This window comes from Flavobacterium sp. 5, assembly GCF_002813295.1.
In the GTDB taxonomy this organism is placed as follows: Bacteria; Bacteroidota; Bacteroidia; order Flavobacteriales; family Flavobacteriaceae; genus Flavobacterium.
Genome location: NZ_PHUE01000001.1, coordinates 2,606,735 through 2,627,245, shown reverse-complemented (window position 1 = coordinate 2,627,245; position 20,511 = coordinate 2,606,735). Strand labels below are relative to the sequence as shown.

Sequence of the window (20,511 nt, the reverse complement as noted above, 5' to 3'; positions counted from 1 at the left end):
ATGAAAAATATATATAAAATTTTAATCGCATTCATAGGTATCTTAGTAGTGTCATGTAATGCAGATGATGTAGAAAACAGACCTGTTATAGAGCCAGTTTTAGCGCCAGTTTTACTTACGCCTCAAAATGACTTTAATATTATTTTAACAAAAGAAAATGAAAACGAAGTTGCTACAACTGTAATTTGGGAAGATGCTAAATATGATGGCACACAAACAGTAGTGAACTATACTATAGAAATTGCAAAGGCAGGAACTGATTTCGCTGCTCCTACTGCAGTAACAACAACTACTGAACACTATAGAGCTTTGACAGTAATGGAATTAAACTCAGCTTTAGTAAATGGTGGCTTTATTGAGAAACAAGAAAACAGTGTTGATATTCGTATCAAAGCGACTGTAGGTATTGGTTCAGAAGCACAATATTCAAATTTTCACACTTTTAAAGCTACACCATACCATACACCTCTAGCTTCTTCACATTGGTTAGTTGGAGCTGCTACACCAGGTGGTTGGACATGGGATGGTGATGCTGAAACAGAATTTCCATTAGTTTCAGGTAAAACAGATGTTTATAAAGTAACAGTTGTGTTAACTCAGAATGCAGCTTTCAGAGAATTTTTAGGAAATAATTTTACAAGTAGTGGTAACTGGGATGCTAGCCATAATTACACATACTATTCTTCTAATGGATTTACTATTGATCCGGAATTGATAAATGCAGGTGATGGTGACAGTAATTTCCAATACACAGGTCCTACAGGAGAAAGAACACTAACAATTGATAATACTGCAAAGACTATCACTTTAGAATAAAAATCAAAAAGGTTATCGATCTAGACAGTATTTTAGTCTAAATCACAATACTTTAATTACTAAATTAGCCATCAAATTAAGTTTTGGTGGCTTTTTTTTATTTAAATTCTAACTATTAAGAGTTCTAAATTCACCCTGTTTTCTACAAAATATAGCGCCTTTTAATTTTATCCTCAACATATTCTACAAACAATCTAAATCTGCTTTTTAAATCTAGCAAAATATTCAACTATTCTTGACAAGAATAAATTTGACAAGAAGCCTCATAAAATAAGCCGATAACTTTATGCGATCTTCGAGATTGCAAGCTCCTATTTAAAGACCTTTTTTGCGAATTACAATATATTTAAATTCTTTTTCCGTTTTTATCTGTAACAATATTAAGAATTGCAAAGCGCTTAGAGATAAAAAATGAAGAGATTATACAAGTTCTTTTTATGTTATTACAGCACAATTGCCAACAAAAAAAGAAAGCCCCTCAATAGCTTTAATTTGATATCTCAATAAAGCATTAAGTAAAATGATAGAAAAATCATCAACTCAAACATGAATATATGGAACACTGTAATATTTATATTATGGTTCGGAAGACTATATTTTTTTGAAAAAAAAAGAAAAAAATGGGTGCTTTAGAAACATAAAAGAAAGTCAAACTATTCTTATCTTTTTATTTTAATTAATTAACTATAACTTTAAATTATTCTAATAAAATTATTTTAAAATAATTAAAATGATAATTTTTAATCCATTTATATACTATTATTATTTTTTATTAACACTACAACGTTGTAGGATTAGTTTCGCGAAATCAATTATAAATCTATAAGATATTTTTTATATTTTTAAGATATTAAATGAATTTTTGATGGCCCAAATAATATTTGTTTTGATTTATTCATCTGATTAGCTTGTAGTTGCAAATACAAATTAAAAGATTTTTAAATAAACAAGTTGCGCAACTTAAGACCGAAATCAAAATTAAAGTCTTTAAAATATGATTTTAAAATTAGAGAAGCGAAAGTCGAAAAGCTAATGAGTAGACATATAAAATTTAAAAAATCATTAAAATGAAAAAAATTAGTTTAAAGAATATCACTGAAGGAATGAAAAGAGAAGAAATGCGAGTGATACAAGGTGGGTCAGGATGCGGATGCGGAACAGGAAGAAGCTGTATAACAAATAATTACGTATTTAATTGTGCCACAGGATTAAAATGCATACCTATAAATCCAGCGTTAGTTGCTACTTCAAGCAACGGCCAAACTGCTGGAATCTGTGGTTAATCTAAAAAATCCTTATGGGACTATTTAGGAGTTCAATAAAAATTTTGAAAATCATTTTTTTTTATCTAATGAAAAAAAAATTAGTTGAATCTTCATGTTTTGCACTTGAAATTATTTAGATCATATTTTAAATTTCAAAAACGTGCTGTACTTCAATCATCCAAAAGCGGAAGTCGAAAAGCTTACGAGTAGACATACAAAATTTAAAAAATTTATTAAAATGAAAAAAATTAGTTTAAAAAATATTACAGAGGGTTTAAAAAGAGACGAAATGAGAATGATTCAAGGGGGGTCTGGTTGTGGGAATCCTGCAGGAAGATATTGTGAAGTAAATCATGGTATCTTTAATTGCGCTTCAGGTTTAAAATGTGTTCCATCACCTCAATATGTAGGAGATAAATATACTGGAATCTGCGTTTAAATCTTTTTTTTAATTACAAAAGCAAGATATCCTTTAAACAATAATAAAGCGGAAGTCGAAAAGCTTACGAGTAGACATACAAAATTTAAAAATTATTAAAATGAAAAAAATTAGTTTAAAAAACATTACAGAGGGTTTAAAAAGAGACGAAATGAGAATGATTCAAGGAGGTTCAGGTTGCGGTGCAGGAGCAGGAAGTTTTTGCTACTTAAATCATGGAATTTTTAATTGTGCTCCAAATTTAAAGTGCGTTTCTGATCAACAAACTTCTGGAAATCCTTATACAGGAATTTGCCGTTAATAATCGCCTAAATTATTTTATAAACAGACTATACTAAATTATATAGTATAGTCTTTTATTTTAATCTAATGAATAAAATAGTACTGTTAAATTGTTATCTAGGAAGACTACCCTGGTATTTTGATTTTTTTTTAAAATCATGTGAAACAAACCCAACCATTGATTTTATCATCTTTTCAAATGATGAAAAAAAAAGAGACATACCACAAAATGTAAAATTGGTAAAGTTCTCTATAGAGGCATTTAATTTACTTGCTTCACAAAAACTTAATCTCGATATTAAAATTGCTAATGCTTATAAAATTTGTGATTTCAAACCTGCCTTTGGAATTATTTTTCAAGATGAAATTTCTAATTATGATTTTTGGGGAGTTTGCGACATCGATCTTGTTTTTGGAAGAATCAGGGAGTTTATGACCGACGACTTACTGGATAATTATGATGTGATTTCAGTAAAAGATTCTTTCCCATCTGGGTATTTTCTACTTTTTAGAAATAGTACAACCGTAAATCATTTATATGAAAAAAGTAAGGATTACGCTTATATTTTTACATCAAACGAAAATTATTGTTTTGATGAATGCGGAGGTGCTTATGATGATGTTGTTTTAGGAAAAAATATCCTGGAAACATCAACAAAGACAGAAAGTATTCATCATGTTTTAATTAAAGAACAAAATAATATTAGAGTACATTTTGATTTGTTCATTATCGAAGGTACACCAGGCAAAATCAAATGGGAAAATGGTATTTTAAGTTATAAAGACGAATACGAAGTTTTACTCTATCACTTTAGTTGTTACAAGAATAATATTTTTTCAACAATAAAGAAATGGAAAAATATACCTAAGTCATACTATATCGACAAGTATAATATTAGGAAGAATTCAAATTGGGGCATTTCTGCTAAATGGACTGATTGCGTAAAGCCTAATCTTAGAAATTATCTTTTTAAAATGGATATGTTATGTTCTAAATTTTTTAAAGCAAAAGTTATACCTGATTTAGAAACGGGTCAATATTCATATATGAATAGACACATTTTTATTGGTAAAAACATAAAAAAACAAAATTATTTATACTATGAAGATATTGATTATCAATATGATTTAATTAAAATGAGTTTGCACAAAAACTATTTTTTTAATAAATCTACCAAACAATATTATAAAAACGAAAAAAACAGTTTCTCTGAAGTTTTTCTTGATGGAAACATAATTAAATATACCAAATCAATAAATTAAAATGAAAATAGTTCAATCCTTTTGGTCTCAAAATCTAACAAATCCATTAACCGAAAATTACGGCTGGCTTTCTGAACCTCATAATTGGTTAAGCTGGATATTAAGTGCTAATCAATTAGCCAAATTTTATGAAGTAGAACTATATACAGATCAAAAAGGATATGAAATATTAATTGATAAACTTCAATTACCTTATCATAAAGTTCATGTTGTTTTAGACGAACTTAATCATTATCATAAAAGCCTTTGGGCAATACCTAAAATTAAAACTTATAGTCTTCAAAATGAACCTTTTTTGCATGTTGATGGTGATGTTTTTATCTGGGAAAAATTTTCGGATGAATTATTAAATGGAGATTTTATTACTCAGAATTTAGAAATCACAACCGAATATTATGAAGAAATGTGGAAAGAAATTTATCCTAATTTGGTATTTGTGCCAAATGAAATGAAAGATTACATAAATAACTCCAATAGTTATGCTTATAATATGGGAATTATTGGAGGAAATAATTACGAGTACTTTAAGCATTATGCAGCAATATCTTTAGAATTTGTTGATAATAATAAATCCGTTTGGAATTCTATTAATGGATTTAATTTTAATATTTTTTTCGAACAAGTACTATTTTATAACATGATAAAAGAATCTTCGGAAAAAGTTAATTGCATGTTTTCAGATACTCCGAATGACAATGATTATATTGGTTTTGGAGATTTTGATAAAGTGCCTAATCAAAAAAACTACCTCCATTTACTTGGAACCTATAAAAAAAGTGAGCGTATTTGTAATAATTTAGAAACCTACGTTATTAAAGAATATCCAGAATATTTTGAGCGATTAAGAAAATTGTTTCCTACTCATTTTTCACACTATGAAATGTCTTTTGATAAGTTTAAAAATCAAGATTTGAAAGATAATTTTAAATTAAAAAACACTCCAAAGATTATTCAGGAGCTTTCGAATGAATATATCACAGGGAGAAATTTTATGTCATTGGAATTCCCACAAGAATTCGATCAATTAATTGCTGACAAGGATTCTTTTGAATTATTGAAATTTGCTGAAATTGAAATTAGAGATTATTTCAATGAGCAATTAAATGAAAATGTAAGATCCGTTATTATCCCAGAATTCGGTCAGAAAATTTCGCTTTTAAGTATTGATGAGATTGATGAACTTATTTTACAAGAACTAGAACACCCAATACTTTATGAAGAATTTATACTAAAAATGAATACTTATTTAGAAGAAGATATCGACAATGAAGGGAGAACGAATTTTATAGAATTGATTCAGAATAGAACACGATTTTTCATAGTTGAAAAAGTACTTTTTTTAAAAGCAAAAGAAAAAGAAATAGATTTAATTTCATAAAGATGACAGACTTTTTTTATCTAAAAAAATACCTCCGAGAAAATAAGTACTATGATTTTGAAGAAGAAATTTTAATTTCATTAGAATCACATCCTGACTATCCAAGTTTAATAGCTATTGTAGATACTTTTAATTATTTTGGAATTGATAATATCGCAACACGATTAGAAAAAAGTGATTTTGACAAATTACCAAAAACCTTTATCTCTGTTTATCTCACAGAAACTGGAAGCGAAATTGTTTATACTAAAAAACTAAACGACAAAATTGAAATACAATTTTCTAATAGTTTTAAAAAAACGATAACCAATTCGGAATATCTTGAAGGTTGGAATTCTATTGTGGTTATCATTGAAGAAAATCAAATAGCCCAAACAAAAATTGTATCATATAATAAATACAATATTGTCGGTACATTTTTAATTGTATCATTAATTTTATTGTATTTAGAAAACAAAGAGAACTTAACTACAGCAGTATTTTATTATTTACTGTTATTAACTGGATTTGCTATTAGTGTAATTTTAGTACGCGAAGAAATGGGTTTACACAATGATTCCATTTCGAAAATATGCAATGTCACCGAAAAAACTAGTTGTAAAGAGGTATTGTCTTCTAATGGAGCCAAAGTTTTTAAAAATATAAGTTTAAGTGATATTTCAATACTCTATTTTAGTTCGTTAACATTATTTTTTGTCCTTAGTTCCTTTGTGTTAAATAGTACTATTTATACAATAATTGGCTTTTTCAGCCTTCCCGTTATCCTTTACTCTATTTACTATCAATTATTTGTGATAAAAAAATGGTGTATTCTTTGTTTGGGTATTGATGCTATATTACTATTACAACTAGTCGTAACTTCATTTAATTTCTCATTGAAATTTAATTCTACAACTATTATTTCATTTTTTTCAGGGCTATTTATTATTATCCTACTTTACTATTTGGGATATCAATTTAAAAACAGAGCTGTTAAGATTAATAAAAACAAGAATATTGAATTAGAATATCATAAATTAAAAAATAATTATCATGTTTTTAATACATTATTAAAAAACAATAAAAAAATTGATGAAGACCATTTAAATAGTTTAAAAACGATTATAATTGGTAAAATAGAATCGCCAGTTACATTATTTTTAGTCTTAAGCGCATCATGTGGGCATTGTCATACAGCTTATGAAAAAGCAATTAAATTGATGAAAAAAAGCCCTGATCAAATAAAGATTCAACTCATTTTTAATATCAATATTGAGAATTCAGAAAACCCAAGTAATTTAATTTATAAGCAAGCTTTCAACTATTATTGGTCTGGAGAAGTTCATAAAACAATAAGTTCATTAAATGATTGGCATGTAGAAAGAATGGATTTAGAAAAATGGAAATACAAATGGGAAAGTGATCATTTAGAATATTCGACCAAAATGATACCTAATCAATATAATTGGTGTTTACAGAATGACATTTATTATACACCTGCCATTATTCTCAATGGACATATTATGCCCAATGAATATCAAATTAATGACCTCAATTATTTTATCGATGAATTAGTTGAAGAAAAACTCTCGTACATTGAAAATTAAAAACTTCCCATTCTACAAACAACCTGACTCCAAAGATTGCGGACCAACTTGCTTGCGTATCATAGCTAAATATTATGGAAAAATCATTGAATTACAACAAATTAGAAATCTTTCCGAAACCACTAGAGAAGGCAGTAGTTTATTAGGTTTAAGTGATGCAGCAGAAGCATTAGGTTTTCGGACTCTTGGTATAAAAGTAAGTTTCGAAACCTTGCAAAATGAATCTCCACTCCCTTGTATTGTACATTGGAATAACCAACATTTTGTAGTTGTTTATAAGATTAAGAACAACACCATTTACATCTCCGACCCTAGTCATGGTTTAATAACCTATTCAAAAGAGGATTATATTAAATTTTGGATTGGCAAGAACGCTCATGAAAAAACAGAAGAAGGCATAGCTCTTTTACTAGAGCCTACACCTGAGTTTCATAAAAACGAATGGGATTCAGGCGACTCTAAACGGAGTTTTAGTTACTTAACCAAGTATTTGTTTCGTTACAAAGGACTGGTTACTCAACTAATAGTGGGTTTAGCAGCTGCAAGTTTATTCTCGTTACTGTTTCCTTTTCTTACTCAAAGTATTGTAGATATTGGAATTCAAACTCAAGATTTAAATTTCATTTATTTAATGCTTTTAGCACAACTAATGCTATTCGCTGGACAAACTTCGATTGAAGTACTTAGATCATGGATAATGCTACATTTGAGCACCCGAATTCACATTTCTCTTGTCTCCGATTTTTTTATAAAATTAATGAAATTACCTATCAGTTATTTCGACAGTAGGATGACGGGTGATATTATGCAACGTATTGGTGACAACCATAGAATAGAACAATTACTCACAGGAAGTTCACTCAATGTAATATTTTCATTAGTGAATTTAGTAGTATTTAGTTTTGTTCTTGCTTTTTATAACATTCAACTATTCATGGTTTTCATTATAGGAAGTATTGTCTATCTAGCATGGATATTATTCTTCTTGAAAAAGAGAAAAGAGTTAGATTATAAGCGTTTCTCACAAGTGGCGAGTGAGCAATCCAAGGTCATGGAACTCATTAATGGAATGCAAGAAATAAAAATGCACAATGCCGAAAAGCAAAAACGTTGGGGATGGGAATTTGTACAGATTCGCCTTTTTAAGGTCAGTATGCAATCTCTTACTTTGGAACAATGGCAATCAGTAGGTTCAAATTTCATTAACCATCTAAAAGATTTATTGATTACTTTTTTCTCTGCAACATTAGTCGTAAAAGGGGAATTAACCCTTGGTATGATGCTTTCGGTACAATATATAATTGGCCAATTAAATAGTCCGTTAATGCAGATGGTAGAATTCGTTCGTTCACTTCAAGATGCCAAAATCAGCTTGGAAAGACTAGGAGAAATTCACGACAAAGAAGATGAAGAAGATGTACTAAATCCTAAAATTCATGATTTGCAACATTCAGACATTAGTATAAAAAATTTATCTTTTCGATATACAGGAAACCCGGATTATGTCTTAGAGAATTTAAATTTACACATTCTGAAACAAAAAACTACCGCAATTGTAGGTACAAGCGGGAGCGGAAAAACAACACTATTAAAACTCTTAATGAAGTTTTATGAGCCAAATAAAGGAGAAATTGTTCTAGGAAACATCAAATTTGATAACATTTCACCTAGTGCCTGGAGATCAAATTGTGGTGTTGTAATGCAGGAAGGATTCATTTTTAATGATACCATAGCAAATAATATTGCCGTAGGAGATGATTATGTAGATAAAAACAAACTCTTACACGCTGTTGAAACCGCAAATATTAAAGAGTTTATAGAAAGCTTACCTCTCTCCTACAATACCAAAATTGGAAACGAAGGAACAGGAATTTCTGGAGGACAAAAACAGCGGCTCTTAATTGCTAGAGCAGTTTACAAAAATCCTAATTATTTATTTTTTGACGAAGCTACTTCTTCACTTGATGCCAATAATGAAAAGGTAATCATGGAAAATCTTAATCAATTTCTAAAAGGCAAAACAGCCGTTATTATCGCACATCGTCTTTCAACTGTTAAAAATGCAGACCAAATTGTAGTTTTAGAGAAAGGAAAAATAGTAGAAATTGGAACACATAAAGATTTAATTCTTCTTAAAGGAAATTACTTTGAATTAGTAAAAAACCAATTAGAATTAGGAAATTAATTATTTTAATAAAGAACATAAAATGGCAAAAAAAAATAATTTAGAAGACATCGAACTACGTTCAGAATCTGTTCAGGAAGTATTGTCTAATCCTCCTGCTTGGATTGTTCGCTATGGTATTTCAATCATTTTTAGCTTACTAATAGTCTTTGCTATTGGTTGTTGGCTTGTAAAATACCCTGATGTAATAATAGCAAAAGCGGTAATTACTTCTCATCATCCTCCTGAACGATTTGAATCGAAAGTTAATTCAAGAATTGTAAAACTTTGCGTTGCCAATTCTTCAAAAGTGAAAAAGGAAACAATAATTGCGATTTTAGAAAGTACGGCCAATTTTGAAGATGTTTTAAAACTAAATAAATTTATAACATCAATTCCTTCGGATTATCAAACGTTTTATTTTCCTTTTAAAGAGATGAATAATTTACAACTTGGTGACATTCAATCTTCGTATAGTCAATTCCATAAAGCCTATATTGAGAATGAGTTAAATCAAAAGCTTCATCCCTATTCTGAAGAAATAAATGCTGGCAAAAGTTCCCAAACTGAAAACAGCAATAGATTAAGTTCATTATATGAACAACAAAAGTTAGAAAAAATAAAGTTGTCTTTAAATGATATCCAATACAAACGATCTTTGCAACTTTTCGAAAAAGGAATCATTTCAAAATATGATTTAGATCTTCAAAAAGCGAGCAATTTGCAAGCCAAACAAAACTATGACCAAATAAGTTCTTCCATTTCTCAACAAAAGGAAGCTATAAATCAAGCCAAAAAGCAAGTTGTTGCTAGTCAGATTTCACAAGAAAAAGCAGATGTTACCGATTTAAGCACTTTATTTCAAGCCTTAGACGAATTAAAAAAAAGTATCCATGTTTGGAAACAAAACTATCTATTTGTAGCTACCTACGATGGAATTTTTAGATTTCAAAATTCATGGAAAGAAAATCAACTCATAAGAACAGGAGACTTATTTGCAACTATATTACCTGAAAATCAAGGGCAATATTTAGGCAATTTAAAAGTTCCTTTGCAAAACTCTGGAAAAATTCAACAGAATCAAAAAGTGCTAATCAAATTAGACAATTTTCCATACCAAGAATATGGAATGTTAGAAGGCAGAATTCAATCCATGTCAACAATAACGGATAAAGACGGAAATTATTTCATAGAAGTTGCCATGCCAAAAGGGCTAAAAACAAGTTATGGAAAAGATATAAAATTTGACAAAGAGTTAACTGGTAATGCTGATATAATTACTGATGAAATGCGTTTGATTGAACGTGTATTTTATCAATTCAGAAAATTAATCAAAACATAATAGCTTTATTATATAAAAACATTTTTATAATTCGAAGTACATGAAAATTCACAAAACAACAGTTTAACACTTAAATACGTATATTTTTTTTAAAAGTTTTCAACACTATAACGTTTTCGTAATAGCGATTAGAATTCTCGATATTTAGTCCTTAATAATTAAGTATAACTTTAATAACTCTAATTATCAATAACTAAATTAAATCTATGAAAAAAACTATACATATATTTTTGTTTTTGTTCTCTATTGTTAGTACTGCTCAAATACAAACAGTTACATACAGCATTAGCCCATCAACTTTCGCTGAAACTGATCCAATTACAATTACTATAAACGGCAGTAGTATAAACGAAACAACTTGGAACGTAACAAATCATACTTTATATTTATGGGCATGGGCTTTTGACATTGATGACACTACTCAAAAAGGAACACCTAATAATGGGGCCTGGACAGCTTCAAGTGATCCGAGTGTATTCATATATAATTCAGGAAATGACACTTATACAAAAACCATAACCCCTACTACCTATTATAACACTACAGGAATTGGTAAAATAGGTTTTCTTATAAAAAACAAAAATGGTAGCGGACAATCACAAGATATACTTGCAGAAGTAGGTACTTTTCAAGTAAATCTAACCTCTCCTTTACAAAACAGCAACACTATATTATCTTCTGGAGCAAATCTTTCAATTGCAGCTAATAATACAAATGGTGTTGCTAGTTATAATTTAAAATCAAATGGTCTCAGCATCAATTCTAATGCAAGTACTTCAAGCTATACTTATACTCATACTAATATTACAGAAAATCAAAATTATGAATTGGATGTAACACAAGGAGCAACTACTATAACCAAAAAATTTGCAGCGATAATTAATCCAACAACTATAAGTGAAGCAATTCCTCCTGGTATGGTTGAAGGAATAAATTATAATTCAGCAGATCCTTCAAAAGCAATTTTGGTACTTGATGCACCATTGAAAGACTTTGTTTATGTAGCAGGAAGTTTTAATAACTGGCAACCAGATAATACCTATGCTATGAAAAAAGATGCAACATCAGGCTCAACAAAATTTTGGTTAGAGATTACTGGACTTGTATCAGGAACAAATTATACTTATCAATATTGGGTAGGAGAATTGACTCCAATTGCTAATTCTCCTGCGCTTGTAAAAATTGCAGACCCATATTCAACATTATTATTATCTCCTTATGACGACCCTACAATTCCAGCTACAACCTATCCTAGTATGCCTGTTTATCCAGCTGGTCAGAATTTTGAAGTAACTGTATTACAAACAGGACAAACTCCTTACAATTGGAGTCAATCAACAACCGATTTTGTAAAGCCCGAAAAAGATAAATTGGTTGTATACGAATTATTAGTACGGGATTTTGATGCCAATAGGAATTATCAAGACATTATAAACCGTATAGATTACTTCAAAAATTTGAAAATTAATGCCATTGAATTAATGCCGGTAATGGAATATGAAGGTAATGAAAGCTGGGGTTATAATACTTCTTTTCACATGGCTCTTGATAAATTTTACGGCCCTTCGACCAAACTAAAAGAGTTAATCGATATATGCCATCAAAATGGTATTGCCGTAATTCTGGATGTTGCTTTAAATCATGCCTTCGGAAGAAATCCAATGATTCGTATGTGGATGAATGATCCAGACGGAGATGGATATGGCTCCCCAACTACTGAAAATCCATATTTCAATACAGTTGCTAAACACTCTTATAGTGTAGGTGAAGATTTCAATCATACATCTGCATTAACTAAAAATTATGTAAAAAGAGTAATCAAGCAGTGGATAGAAGAATACAAAATTGATGGTTTCCGTTGGGATTTAACAAAAGGATTTACCCAAAACTGTACAGCTTCGGATGAAACATGCACCAATGGATATCAACAGGACAGAGTAGATCTTTTAAAAGGGTATGCAGATTATTCTTGGTCTTTGGATCCAACACATTATACAATTTTTGAACATTTAGGTAGTGATGTCGAGGAAAAAGAATGGGCAAATTACAGATTTGCAGAATCACCAAGTAAAGGAGTAATGATGTGGGGCAAAATGACAGATAATTACAATCAATTGTCTATGGGATACAATACGACTAATGATATCTCAAGAATGTATGCTTTAAACCATATTGGTTTTCAAGGAAATCGAGTTATGGGATATGCTGAAAGTCATGACGAAGAACGTTTGATGTATAAAAATGTACAATACGGAAATACAAACGGTTCATACAACGTAAAAACACTAAATACGGCATTGTCTAGAATGTCAGCAATAGGAGCTATTTCCTTACTCATTCCAGGTCCAAAAATGATATGGATTTTTGGAGAACTAGGATGGAACTCCTCAATTTATACTTGCACAGATAACACAGTAAACGATAATACATCAACAATTGTAGGCGATTGCAAATTGTCTACCAAACCACAACCCCAATGGATCAATAATTGGTTAGAGAATGACTCAAGAAATAAAATCTATTATGATTGGGCAAGAATGATTGCTTTAAAAACGACTGAACCTGTTTTTTCAGGAACAGCAACAATTCCATCTGCTGTCACTTTAACTCCAAACATTAAAATAACCAATGGTTCATTAGCAAGTACAGAGCTAAAAGATGTTCTTATCATTGCTAATTTTGATTTAATTGCCAAGAATGTAGCAACGGGTTTTCCATATACTGGATCATGGTACAATCTAATGGATAATTCTCCTTACACCGTGACAGATGTTAATGCTACCATTAATTTACAACCTGGTGAATTTAGAATCTACGGAAATAAAGCTACTATTTTATCAATTACTGATTTTGAAACAATGAAAATTGTTTCCATTTCACCAAATCCAGCTTCAAATTATTTTTCGTTGAATACAGATGCAGCCAAAATACAAATTTATGCAGCAACTGGGCAATTAATTAAATCGTTTAACAAACCACATAGCAAAGATTACCAATACAGTATAAATGATTTAAATAACGGAATGTACTTTATTAAAATTTACAACGAACACAACCAAATAAAGGTGATGAAATTCATCAAACAATAAATTATTTTGAATTAGTTTAATTGTAATTAGCCATCATATCAAATTTTGATGGCTTTTTTATTAAAATTATTTGTGCATGCCCGCAAGGGTCGGGCTGTCCATTCTATCTTTTGTTTTGCTAAAGAAGCAAAACAAAAGGATGCCATTTCCATCCCTCATGCAAATTCAGCTTCATGAAGAACATTTTGAGGTTTTAAAAGGCTTTAAAACAAAAAAAACAGCCCCAAAGAGCTGTTTCTTAACATTCGAAGCAAGTGGTTTCAAAAAATCCTAAATCTTTAATTTACCGTAACCACATTTTCATTTTTAATTTTCAAGTCGCCTTTATAGACTTCAGCGATTGCTTTTCTGGATAAAGTAGTGGCTGTATCAGCAACTACAATCTCATGAGTTACCTTTTTTAAATTAGTTTCTACCTCCAAAAAGTAAACCCCCTCTGGAAATTCCTCAAGACTATACGCTCTTGTTATTCCACCTTTACCCGTTACTGTTTCATTATAAATCACATTATGGGACTCATCATAAATTGTTACAGTAGCTTTCTGAATCTCATTTACCGAAAAACTAATTTCTTTACCTTCTCCCTTTTTTACATTAAGTAAAAAATCACCATTGATTGCATAAGTACTCATTGTAGTCATTGCTACTAATACTACTAAACTGAATTTTAAAATCGTTTTCATGATACTGCGTTTTAAATTAGTAATTATTTCTATAGCTAAAGTAGTCTCATAATTCCTATAAAAACACAACTACATTCTCTAATATAAGTGCTATTTTAACTCCACGAAAACGATATATCCACCTCTATGGTAATTCAGTAACTGTTTGGGGCAATATACCATAGTCCGTTTTTTATATAAACTGAGTTTTTTGTAAAACAAAAAACCCTGTTTCTTATCGAAACAGGGTTTTTATAAAAAAAGGCAGCGACATACTCTCCCACATAACTGCAGTACCATCTGCGCAGGCGGGCTTAACTACTCTGTTCGGGATGGGAAGAGGTGAGCCCCGCCGCAATAACCACCTTAAGAAGTTATAATTGCTTTGGACAATCATCTTGCAAGTCGTAATTCCTAATTTAGAACTCGTGCATTGCAACAATATCTTAACATACTGAGATAAAGAATATAAAAAGTGTATTAGAAAGTTTCTTCCCGAGTCTTGCGACTCGGGAAAAGGGTGTACATAAGCTTACGGGTTATTAGTACTACTCGACTATGACATTACTGCCTTTACATCTATAGCCTATCAACGTGGTCATCTCCCACGACCCTTAAAAGAAATCTCATCTTGTGGTGGGTTTCGCGCTTATATGCTTTCAGCGCTTATCCCTTCCAAACGTAGCTACTCTGCGGTGCCCCTGGCGGGACAACAGATACACTAGAGGTTTGTCCAATTCGGTCCTCTCGTACTAGAATCAGATCCACTCAAATTTCTTGCGCCCACAGTAGATAGAGACCGAACTGTCTCACGACGTTCTGAACCCAGCTCGCGTGCCACTTTAATGGGCGAACAGCCCAACCCTTGGGACCTTCTCCAGCCCCAGGATGTGACGAGCCGACATCGAGGTGCCAAACCCCCCCGTCGATATGAGCTCTTGGGGGAGATCAGCCTGTTATCCCCGGCGTACCTTTTATCCTTTGAGCGATGGCCCTTCCATGCGGAACCACCGGATCACTATGCTCTACTTTCGTACCTGATCGACCTGTATGTCTCTCAGTCAAGCTCCCTTATGCCATTGCACTCTACGCACGGTTACCAAGCGTACTGAGGGAACCTTTAGAAGCCTCCGTTACTCTTTTGGAGGCGACCACCCCAGTCAAACTACCCACCAAGCAATGTCCCCCGCAAAGCGGGGTTAGGCCTCAGATAAACAAAGGGTTGTATTTCAACAATGACTCCACAACGCCTAGCGACGCCACTTCACAGTCTCCAACCTATCCTACACATCATTTATCCAAGGTCAATACTAAGCTATAGTAAAGGTGCACAGGGTCTTTTCGTCCCACTGCGGGTAAACGGCATCTTCACCGTTACTACAATTTCACCGAGCTCATGGCTGAGACAGTGTCCAGATCGTTACACCATTCGTGCAGGTCGGAACTTACCCGACAAGGAATTTCGCTACCTTAGGACCGTTATAGTTACGGCCGCCGTTTACTGGGGCTTCAATTCAATGCTTCTCCGAAGATAACATCTCCTCTTAACCTTCCAGCACCGGGCAGGTGTCAGGCCCTATACTTCATCTTACGATTTTGCAGAGCCCTGTGTTTTTGATAAACAGTCGCCTGGACCTCTTCACTGCGGCCCCGATTACTCGGGGCGACCCTTCTCCCGAAGTTACGGGTCTATTTTGCCTAATTCCTTAGCCATGAATCTCTCGAGCACCTTAGGATTCTCTCCTCGACTACCTGTGTCGGTTTGCGGTACGGGTACTAATTACCTGAAGTTTAGAGGTTTTTCTTGGAAGCCCTTAGGCGCACTATCTCTTTGTCCGAAGACTCCGAGTACTATCGTATTTCCCCAAGCCGCGTGGATTTGCCTGCGCAGCTTATAGGTAGGTACTTCAACGAACTATTCCGTCAGTTCGCGGCGCTTTCATCACTCCGTCACCCCATCACAGTAATTAGTAGTACGGGAATATTAACCCGTGGTCCATCGACTGTCCCTTTCGGGTTCGCCTTAGGTCCCGACTAACCCACAGCTGATTAGCATAGCTGTGGAAACCTTAGTCTTTCGGTGTGCGGGTTTCTCGCCCGCATTATCGTTACTTATGCCTACATTTTCTTTTCTAACCAGTCCAGCATGCTTTACAACACACCTTCAACCCTGTTAGAATGCTCCCCTACCACTTGTAATAAATTACAAATCCATAGCTTCGGTAATATGTTTATGCCCGATTATTATCCATGCTCGTCCGCTCGACTAGTGAGCTGTTACGCACTCTTTAAATGAATGGCTGCTTCCAAGCCAACATCCTAGCTGTCTGGGCAGACAAACCTCGTTCTTTCAACTTAACATATATTTGGGGACCTTAGCTGATGGTCTGGGTTCTTTCCCTCTCGGACTTGGACCTTAGCACCCAAGCCCTCACTGCACGGAAACATTATATAGCATTCGGAGTTTGTCAGGAATTGGTAGGCGGTGAAGCCCCCGCATCCAATCAGTAGCTCTACCTCTATATAACTTTACGCCGTGCGCTGCACCTAAATGCATTTCGGGGAGTACGAGCTATTTCCGAGTTTGATTGGCCTTTCACCCCTACCCACAGGTCATCCGAAGACTTTTCAACGTCAACCGGTTCGGACCTCCACACTGTGTTACCAGCGCTTCATCCTGCCCATGGGTAGATCACACGGTTTCGCGTCTAACACTACTGACTAAAGCGCCCTATTCAGACTCGCTTTCGCTACGGATCCATGGCTTAACCATTTATCCTTGCCAGCAACGTTAACTCGTAGGCTCATTATGCAAAAGGCACGCCGTCACCCCACAAAAGGGCTCCGACCGCTTGTAAGCGTATGGTTTCAGGATCTATTTCACTCCGTTATTCACGGTTCTTTTCACCTTTCCCTCACGGTACTGGTTCACTATCGGTCTCTCAGGAGTATTTAGCCTTAGCGGATGGTCCCGCCAAATTCAGACAGGGTTTCACGTGCCCCGCCCTACTCAGGATACCACTATCCTTTACATTCATTACTTATACAGGGCTATCACCTTCTTTGGCTCTACTTTCCAGTAGATTCTAATTCTTTATGCAAGAAATGTCGTGGTCCTACAACCCCAACATTGCCGTAACAACATTGGTTTGGGCTAATCCGCGTTCGCTCGCCACTACTTACGGAATCACTTTTGTTTTCTTCTCCTCCGCCTACTTAGATGTTTCAGTTCAGCGGGTTTGCCCACCTATCGGTGTACTATGTCTTCAACATAGTGGGTTGCCCCATTCAGGTATTTACGGATCAATCGATGTGTGCTCGTCCCCGTAACTTTTCGCAGCTTATCACGCCTTTCATCGCCTCTGAGAGCCAAGGCATCCCCCATACGCCCTTATTTTGCTTATTGTACCAATCTTAAAATTAATTAAGACCGTTTTTTTTTGTCTTTTACTATAAATAGTAAAAAACGCTTTCTACTTTTTATTATTTCTTATCTCAATATGTCAATGAACTTTTTCCTTAGTAGAGACGTTGCAATGCAACGTCTCTACCGGATTGTGGAGAATAACGGAGTCGAACCGTTGACCTCCTGCGTGCAAGGCAGGCGCTCTAGCCAGCTGAGCTAATCCCCCATTTTTAAATGATGAGTTATGAATTATGAGTTATGAATTTGCTCATAAACGCTCAACTTCTAAAATTTCCTTTTTTTAAGAATTTCAATTCTTTTAAACTTATAACTCATAACTTATGACTTATAACTCTTAAAATAGTTGTCTCGGACAGACTCGAACTGTCGACCCCTACATTATCAGTGTAGTACTCTAACCAGCTGAGCTACGAGACACTCTTTATTCTTAAATTGTATTAGTCGTTGCACTGCAACGCCTCTACTTTTATTCTTTATTTTTTAAATTAACAGCAAGAGTAATATAATCTTTAATTTGTAACCTATAGATTCTTCGTCTTCTTTCCCTAGCGTGCAATTGCTTGCTAACAACTAAGGCTCTAGAAAGGAGGTGTTCCAGCCGCACCTTCCGGTACGGCTACCTTGTTACGACTTAGCCCTAGTTACCAGTTTTACCCTAGGCAGCTCCTTGCGGTCACCGACTTCAGGCACCCCCAGCTTCCATGGCTTGACGGGCGGTGTGTACAAGGCCCGGGAACGTATTCACCGGATCATGGCTGATATCCGATTACTAGCGATTCCAGCTTCACGGAGTCGAGTTGCAGACTCCGATCCGAACTGTGACCGGTTTTGTAGATTCGCTCCTGGTCGCCCAGTGGCTGCTCTCTGTACCGGCCATTGTAGCACGTGTGTAGCCCAAGGCGTAAGGGCCGTGATGATTTGACGTCATCCCCACCTTCCTCACAGTTTGCACTGGCAGTCTCGTTAGAGTTCCCGACATGACTCGCTGGCAACTAACAACAGGGGTTGCGCTCGTTATAGGACTTAACCTGACACCTCACGGCACGAGCTGACGACAACCATGCAGCACCTTGTAAATTGTCTTGCGAAAAGTCTGTTTCCAAACCGGTCAATCTACATTTAAGCCTTGGTAAGGTTCCTCGCGTATCATCGAATTAAACCACATGCTCCACCGCTTGTGCGGGCCCCCGTCAATTCCTTTGAGTTTCATTCTTGCGAACGTACTCCCCAGGTGGGATACTTATCACTTTCGCTTAGCCACTGAGATTGCTCCCAACAGCTAGTATCCATCGTTTACGGCGTGGACTACCAGGGTATCTAATCCTGTTCGCTACCCACGCTTTCGTCCATCAGCGTCAATCCATTAGTAGTAACCTGCCTTCGCAATTGGTATTCCATGTAATCTCTAAGCATTTCACCGCTACACTACATATTCTAGTTACTTCCTAATAATTCAAGTTTAGCAGTATCAATGGCCGTTCCACCGTTGAGCGATGGGCTTTCACCACTGACTTACCAAACCGCCTACGGACCCTTTAAACCCAATGATTCCGGATAACGCTTGGATCCTCCGTATTACCGCGGCTGCTGGCACGGAGTTAGCCGATCCTTATTCTCACAGTACCGTCAAGACATTACACGTAATGTTGTTTCTTCCTGTGCAAAAGCAGTTTACAATCCATAGGACCGTCATCCTGCACGCGGCATGGCTGGATCAGGCTTGCGCCCATTGTCCAATATTCCTCACTGCTGCCTCCCGTAGGAGTCTGGTCCGTGTCTCAGTACCAGTGTGGGGGATCTCCCTCTCAGGACCCCTACCCATCGTAGCCTTGGTAAGCCGTTACCTTACCAACTAGCTAATGGGACGCATGCTCATCTTTTACCGTTGTGACTTTAATTATAAAATGATGCCATTTCATAATACTATGAGGTATTAATCCAAATTTCTCTGGGCTATCCCTCTGTAAAAGGTAGATTGCATACGCGTTACGCACCCGTGCGCCGGTCTCTAATTCCGAAGAAATATACCCCTCGACTTGCATGTGTTAAGCCTGCCGCTAGCGTTCATCCTGAGCCAGGATCAAACTCTTCATCGTATATTGTTTGAACTTTAAAAGTTCTAATTATTATTCGACTCAGTTTCTATCGGTGTTTATTCAAATCTATACGATTCTATTACTCTTATTTTATTTGTTTTAAGATCTCTCTTAAAACGGCTGTCAATTCAATATGTCTAGGAACGTGTCTTTTTGTCTTTCGCTTGTTTCTCAAAGCGGGTGCAAAAGTAGCAATTTCTTTTTAACTGGCAAGAACTTTTTGAAGTTTTTTTAGAAAAATTTCTTTTTCGTTTGCTTCTCGTTTTCTTATCAGTATTTCAAAGATCGTTGCTAATTTAGCGGGGCGCAAAAGTAACTAACTCTTTTGTTTCTCACAAGCTTTTCTGAATCTTTTTTGAAAATAAATTTTCGTTTTGATTTTGAATTACTTGCCAGATTTTTTAAGAACTTATTCGCTGTTGCGGGTGCAAAAGTACCACGTTTATTCGTTTCTGCAATGGCTTTTCTTAACTATTTTTTGTTTATTTTTTAATACACTGGTTTAAGGTAGGTTACAAAGTCACTTTTTGATGATTTTTGAATTTGAGTATGGGATTTTGAAGGGTTTTGGAGGTTTCTTTGGGAATAATACAGGGTTTATTCGCTATACTATATATAGGTACTGAGTGGTGATTCTAAATTTTTATTGTTTTAAGTACATAGAAGCATCGTTTTTGGCTGTACTTATTATATAATGTACTT

Annotated in this window: 11 protein-coding genes, 2 tRNA genes and 3 rRNA genes; 10 read left to right on the top strand and 6 right to left on the bottom strand. The window is 34.3% G+C overall.

Features of this window, described 5'->3' with window-relative positions; all coding sequences use genetic code 11:
- The 10 genes from CLU82_RS10795 (at position 1) to CLU82_RS10750 (ending at position 13,624) form a co-directional block, all read left to right on the top strand.
- Complete coding sequence (locus CLU82_RS10795; RefSeq protein WP_100843099.1) at positions 1-816, top strand: SusE domain-containing protein; 816 nt, start codon at positions 1-3, stop codon at positions 814-816.
- Positions 817-1,883: 1,067 nt separating this feature from the next.
- Positions 1,884-2,099, top strand: a complete 216-nt coding sequence (locus CLU82_RS10790; protein WP_100843098.1) for a hypothetical protein — start codon at positions 1,884-1,886, stop codon at positions 2,097-2,099.
- 220 nt (positions 2,100-2,319) lie between these two features.
- Positions 2,320-2,520 (top strand): hypothetical protein, encoded by a 201-nt coding sequence (locus CLU82_RS10785; RefSeq protein WP_100843097.1) that lies wholly within the window; start codon positions 2,320-2,322, stop codon positions 2,518-2,520.
- A 100-nt stretch (positions 2,521-2,620) separates the two neighbouring features.
- A complete protein-coding gene (locus CLU82_RS10780; RefSeq protein ID WP_100843096.1) occupies positions 2,621-2,821 on the top strand; it encodes a hypothetical protein in 201 nt (66 codons plus the stop codon).
- A 68-nt stretch (positions 2,822-2,889) separates the two neighbouring features.
- The gene (locus CLU82_RS10775; protein WP_100843095.1) at positions 2,890-4,065 is read left to right on the top strand and encodes a DUF6625 family protein; all 1,176 of its coding nucleotides are present in this window, start codon (positions 2,890-2,892) and stop codon (positions 4,063-4,065) included.
- 1 nt (position 4,066) lies between these two features.
- On the top strand, positions 4,067-5,443 hold the full coding sequence (locus tag CLU82_RS10770) for a DUF6734 family protein (protein WP_100843094.1): 1,377 nt from the start codon (positions 4,067-4,069) through the stop codon (positions 5,441-5,443).
- Positions 5,444-5,445: 2 nt separating this feature from the next.
- A complete protein-coding gene (locus CLU82_RS10765) occupies positions 5,446-7,029 on the top strand; it encodes a vitamin K epoxide reductase family protein (RefSeq protein WP_100843093.1) in 1,584 nt (527 codons plus the stop codon).
- Positions 7,025-9,214 carry a peptidase domain-containing ABC transporter gene (locus CLU82_RS10760; RefSeq protein WP_100845007.1) on the top strand — a complete coding sequence of 730 codons (2,190 nt, stop codon included), beginning with the start codon at positions 7,025-7,027 and terminating at the stop codon, positions 9,212-9,214. Before CLU82_RS10765 ends, CLU82_RS10760 begins: the two co-directional genes overlap by 5 nt.
- A gap of 22 nt (positions 9,215-9,236) precedes the next feature.
- Positions 9,237-10,535 (top strand): HlyD family efflux transporter periplasmic adaptor subunit, encoded by a 1,299-nt coding sequence (locus tag CLU82_RS10755; RefSeq protein ID WP_100843092.1) that lies wholly within the window; start codon positions 9,237-9,239, stop codon positions 10,533-10,535.
- A gap of 206 nt (positions 10,536-10,741) precedes the next feature.
- Positions 10,742-13,624, top strand: a complete 2,883-nt coding sequence (locus CLU82_RS10750; protein WP_100843091.1) for an alpha-amylase family glycosyl hydrolase — start codon at positions 10,742-10,744, stop codon at positions 13,622-13,624.
- 278 nt (positions 13,625-13,902) lie between these two features.
- Here CLU82_RS10750 and CLU82_RS10740 read toward each other — a convergent pair whose 3' ends face one another.
- The 6 genes from CLU82_RS10740 to CLU82_RS10715 all read right to left on the bottom strand — a co-directional run bounded on the left by CLU82_RS10740 (position 13,903) and on the right by CLU82_RS10715 (position 19,809).
- Positions 13,903-14,307 (bottom strand): DUF3244 domain-containing protein, encoded by a 405-nt coding sequence (locus tag CLU82_RS10740; protein WP_100843089.1) that lies wholly within the window; start codon positions 14,305-14,307, stop codon positions 13,903-13,905.
- Positions 14,308-14,545: 238 nt separating this feature from the next.
- Positions 14,546-14,655: ribosomal RNA gene (gene rrf / locus CLU82_RS10735) — 5S ribosomal RNA — on the bottom strand.
- Between the two features lie 153 nt (positions 14,656-14,808).
- Positions 14,809-17,692 (bottom strand): 23S ribosomal RNA (locus CLU82_RS10730).
- A gap of 152 nt (positions 17,693-17,844) precedes the next feature.
- Positions 17,845-17,918, bottom strand: a tRNA-Ala gene (locus CLU82_RS10725).
- 138 nt (positions 17,919-18,056) lie between these two features.
- A tRNA-Ile gene (locus CLU82_RS10720) sits at positions 18,057-18,130 on the bottom strand.
- Between the two features lie 165 nt (positions 18,131-18,295).
- A 16S ribosomal RNA gene (locus tag CLU82_RS10715) occupies positions 18,296-19,809 on the bottom strand.
- The 16S, 23S and 5S rRNA genes sit together here with 2 tRNA genes alongside, the layout of an rRNA operon.
- Positions 19,810-20,511 lie beyond the last annotated feature (702 nt).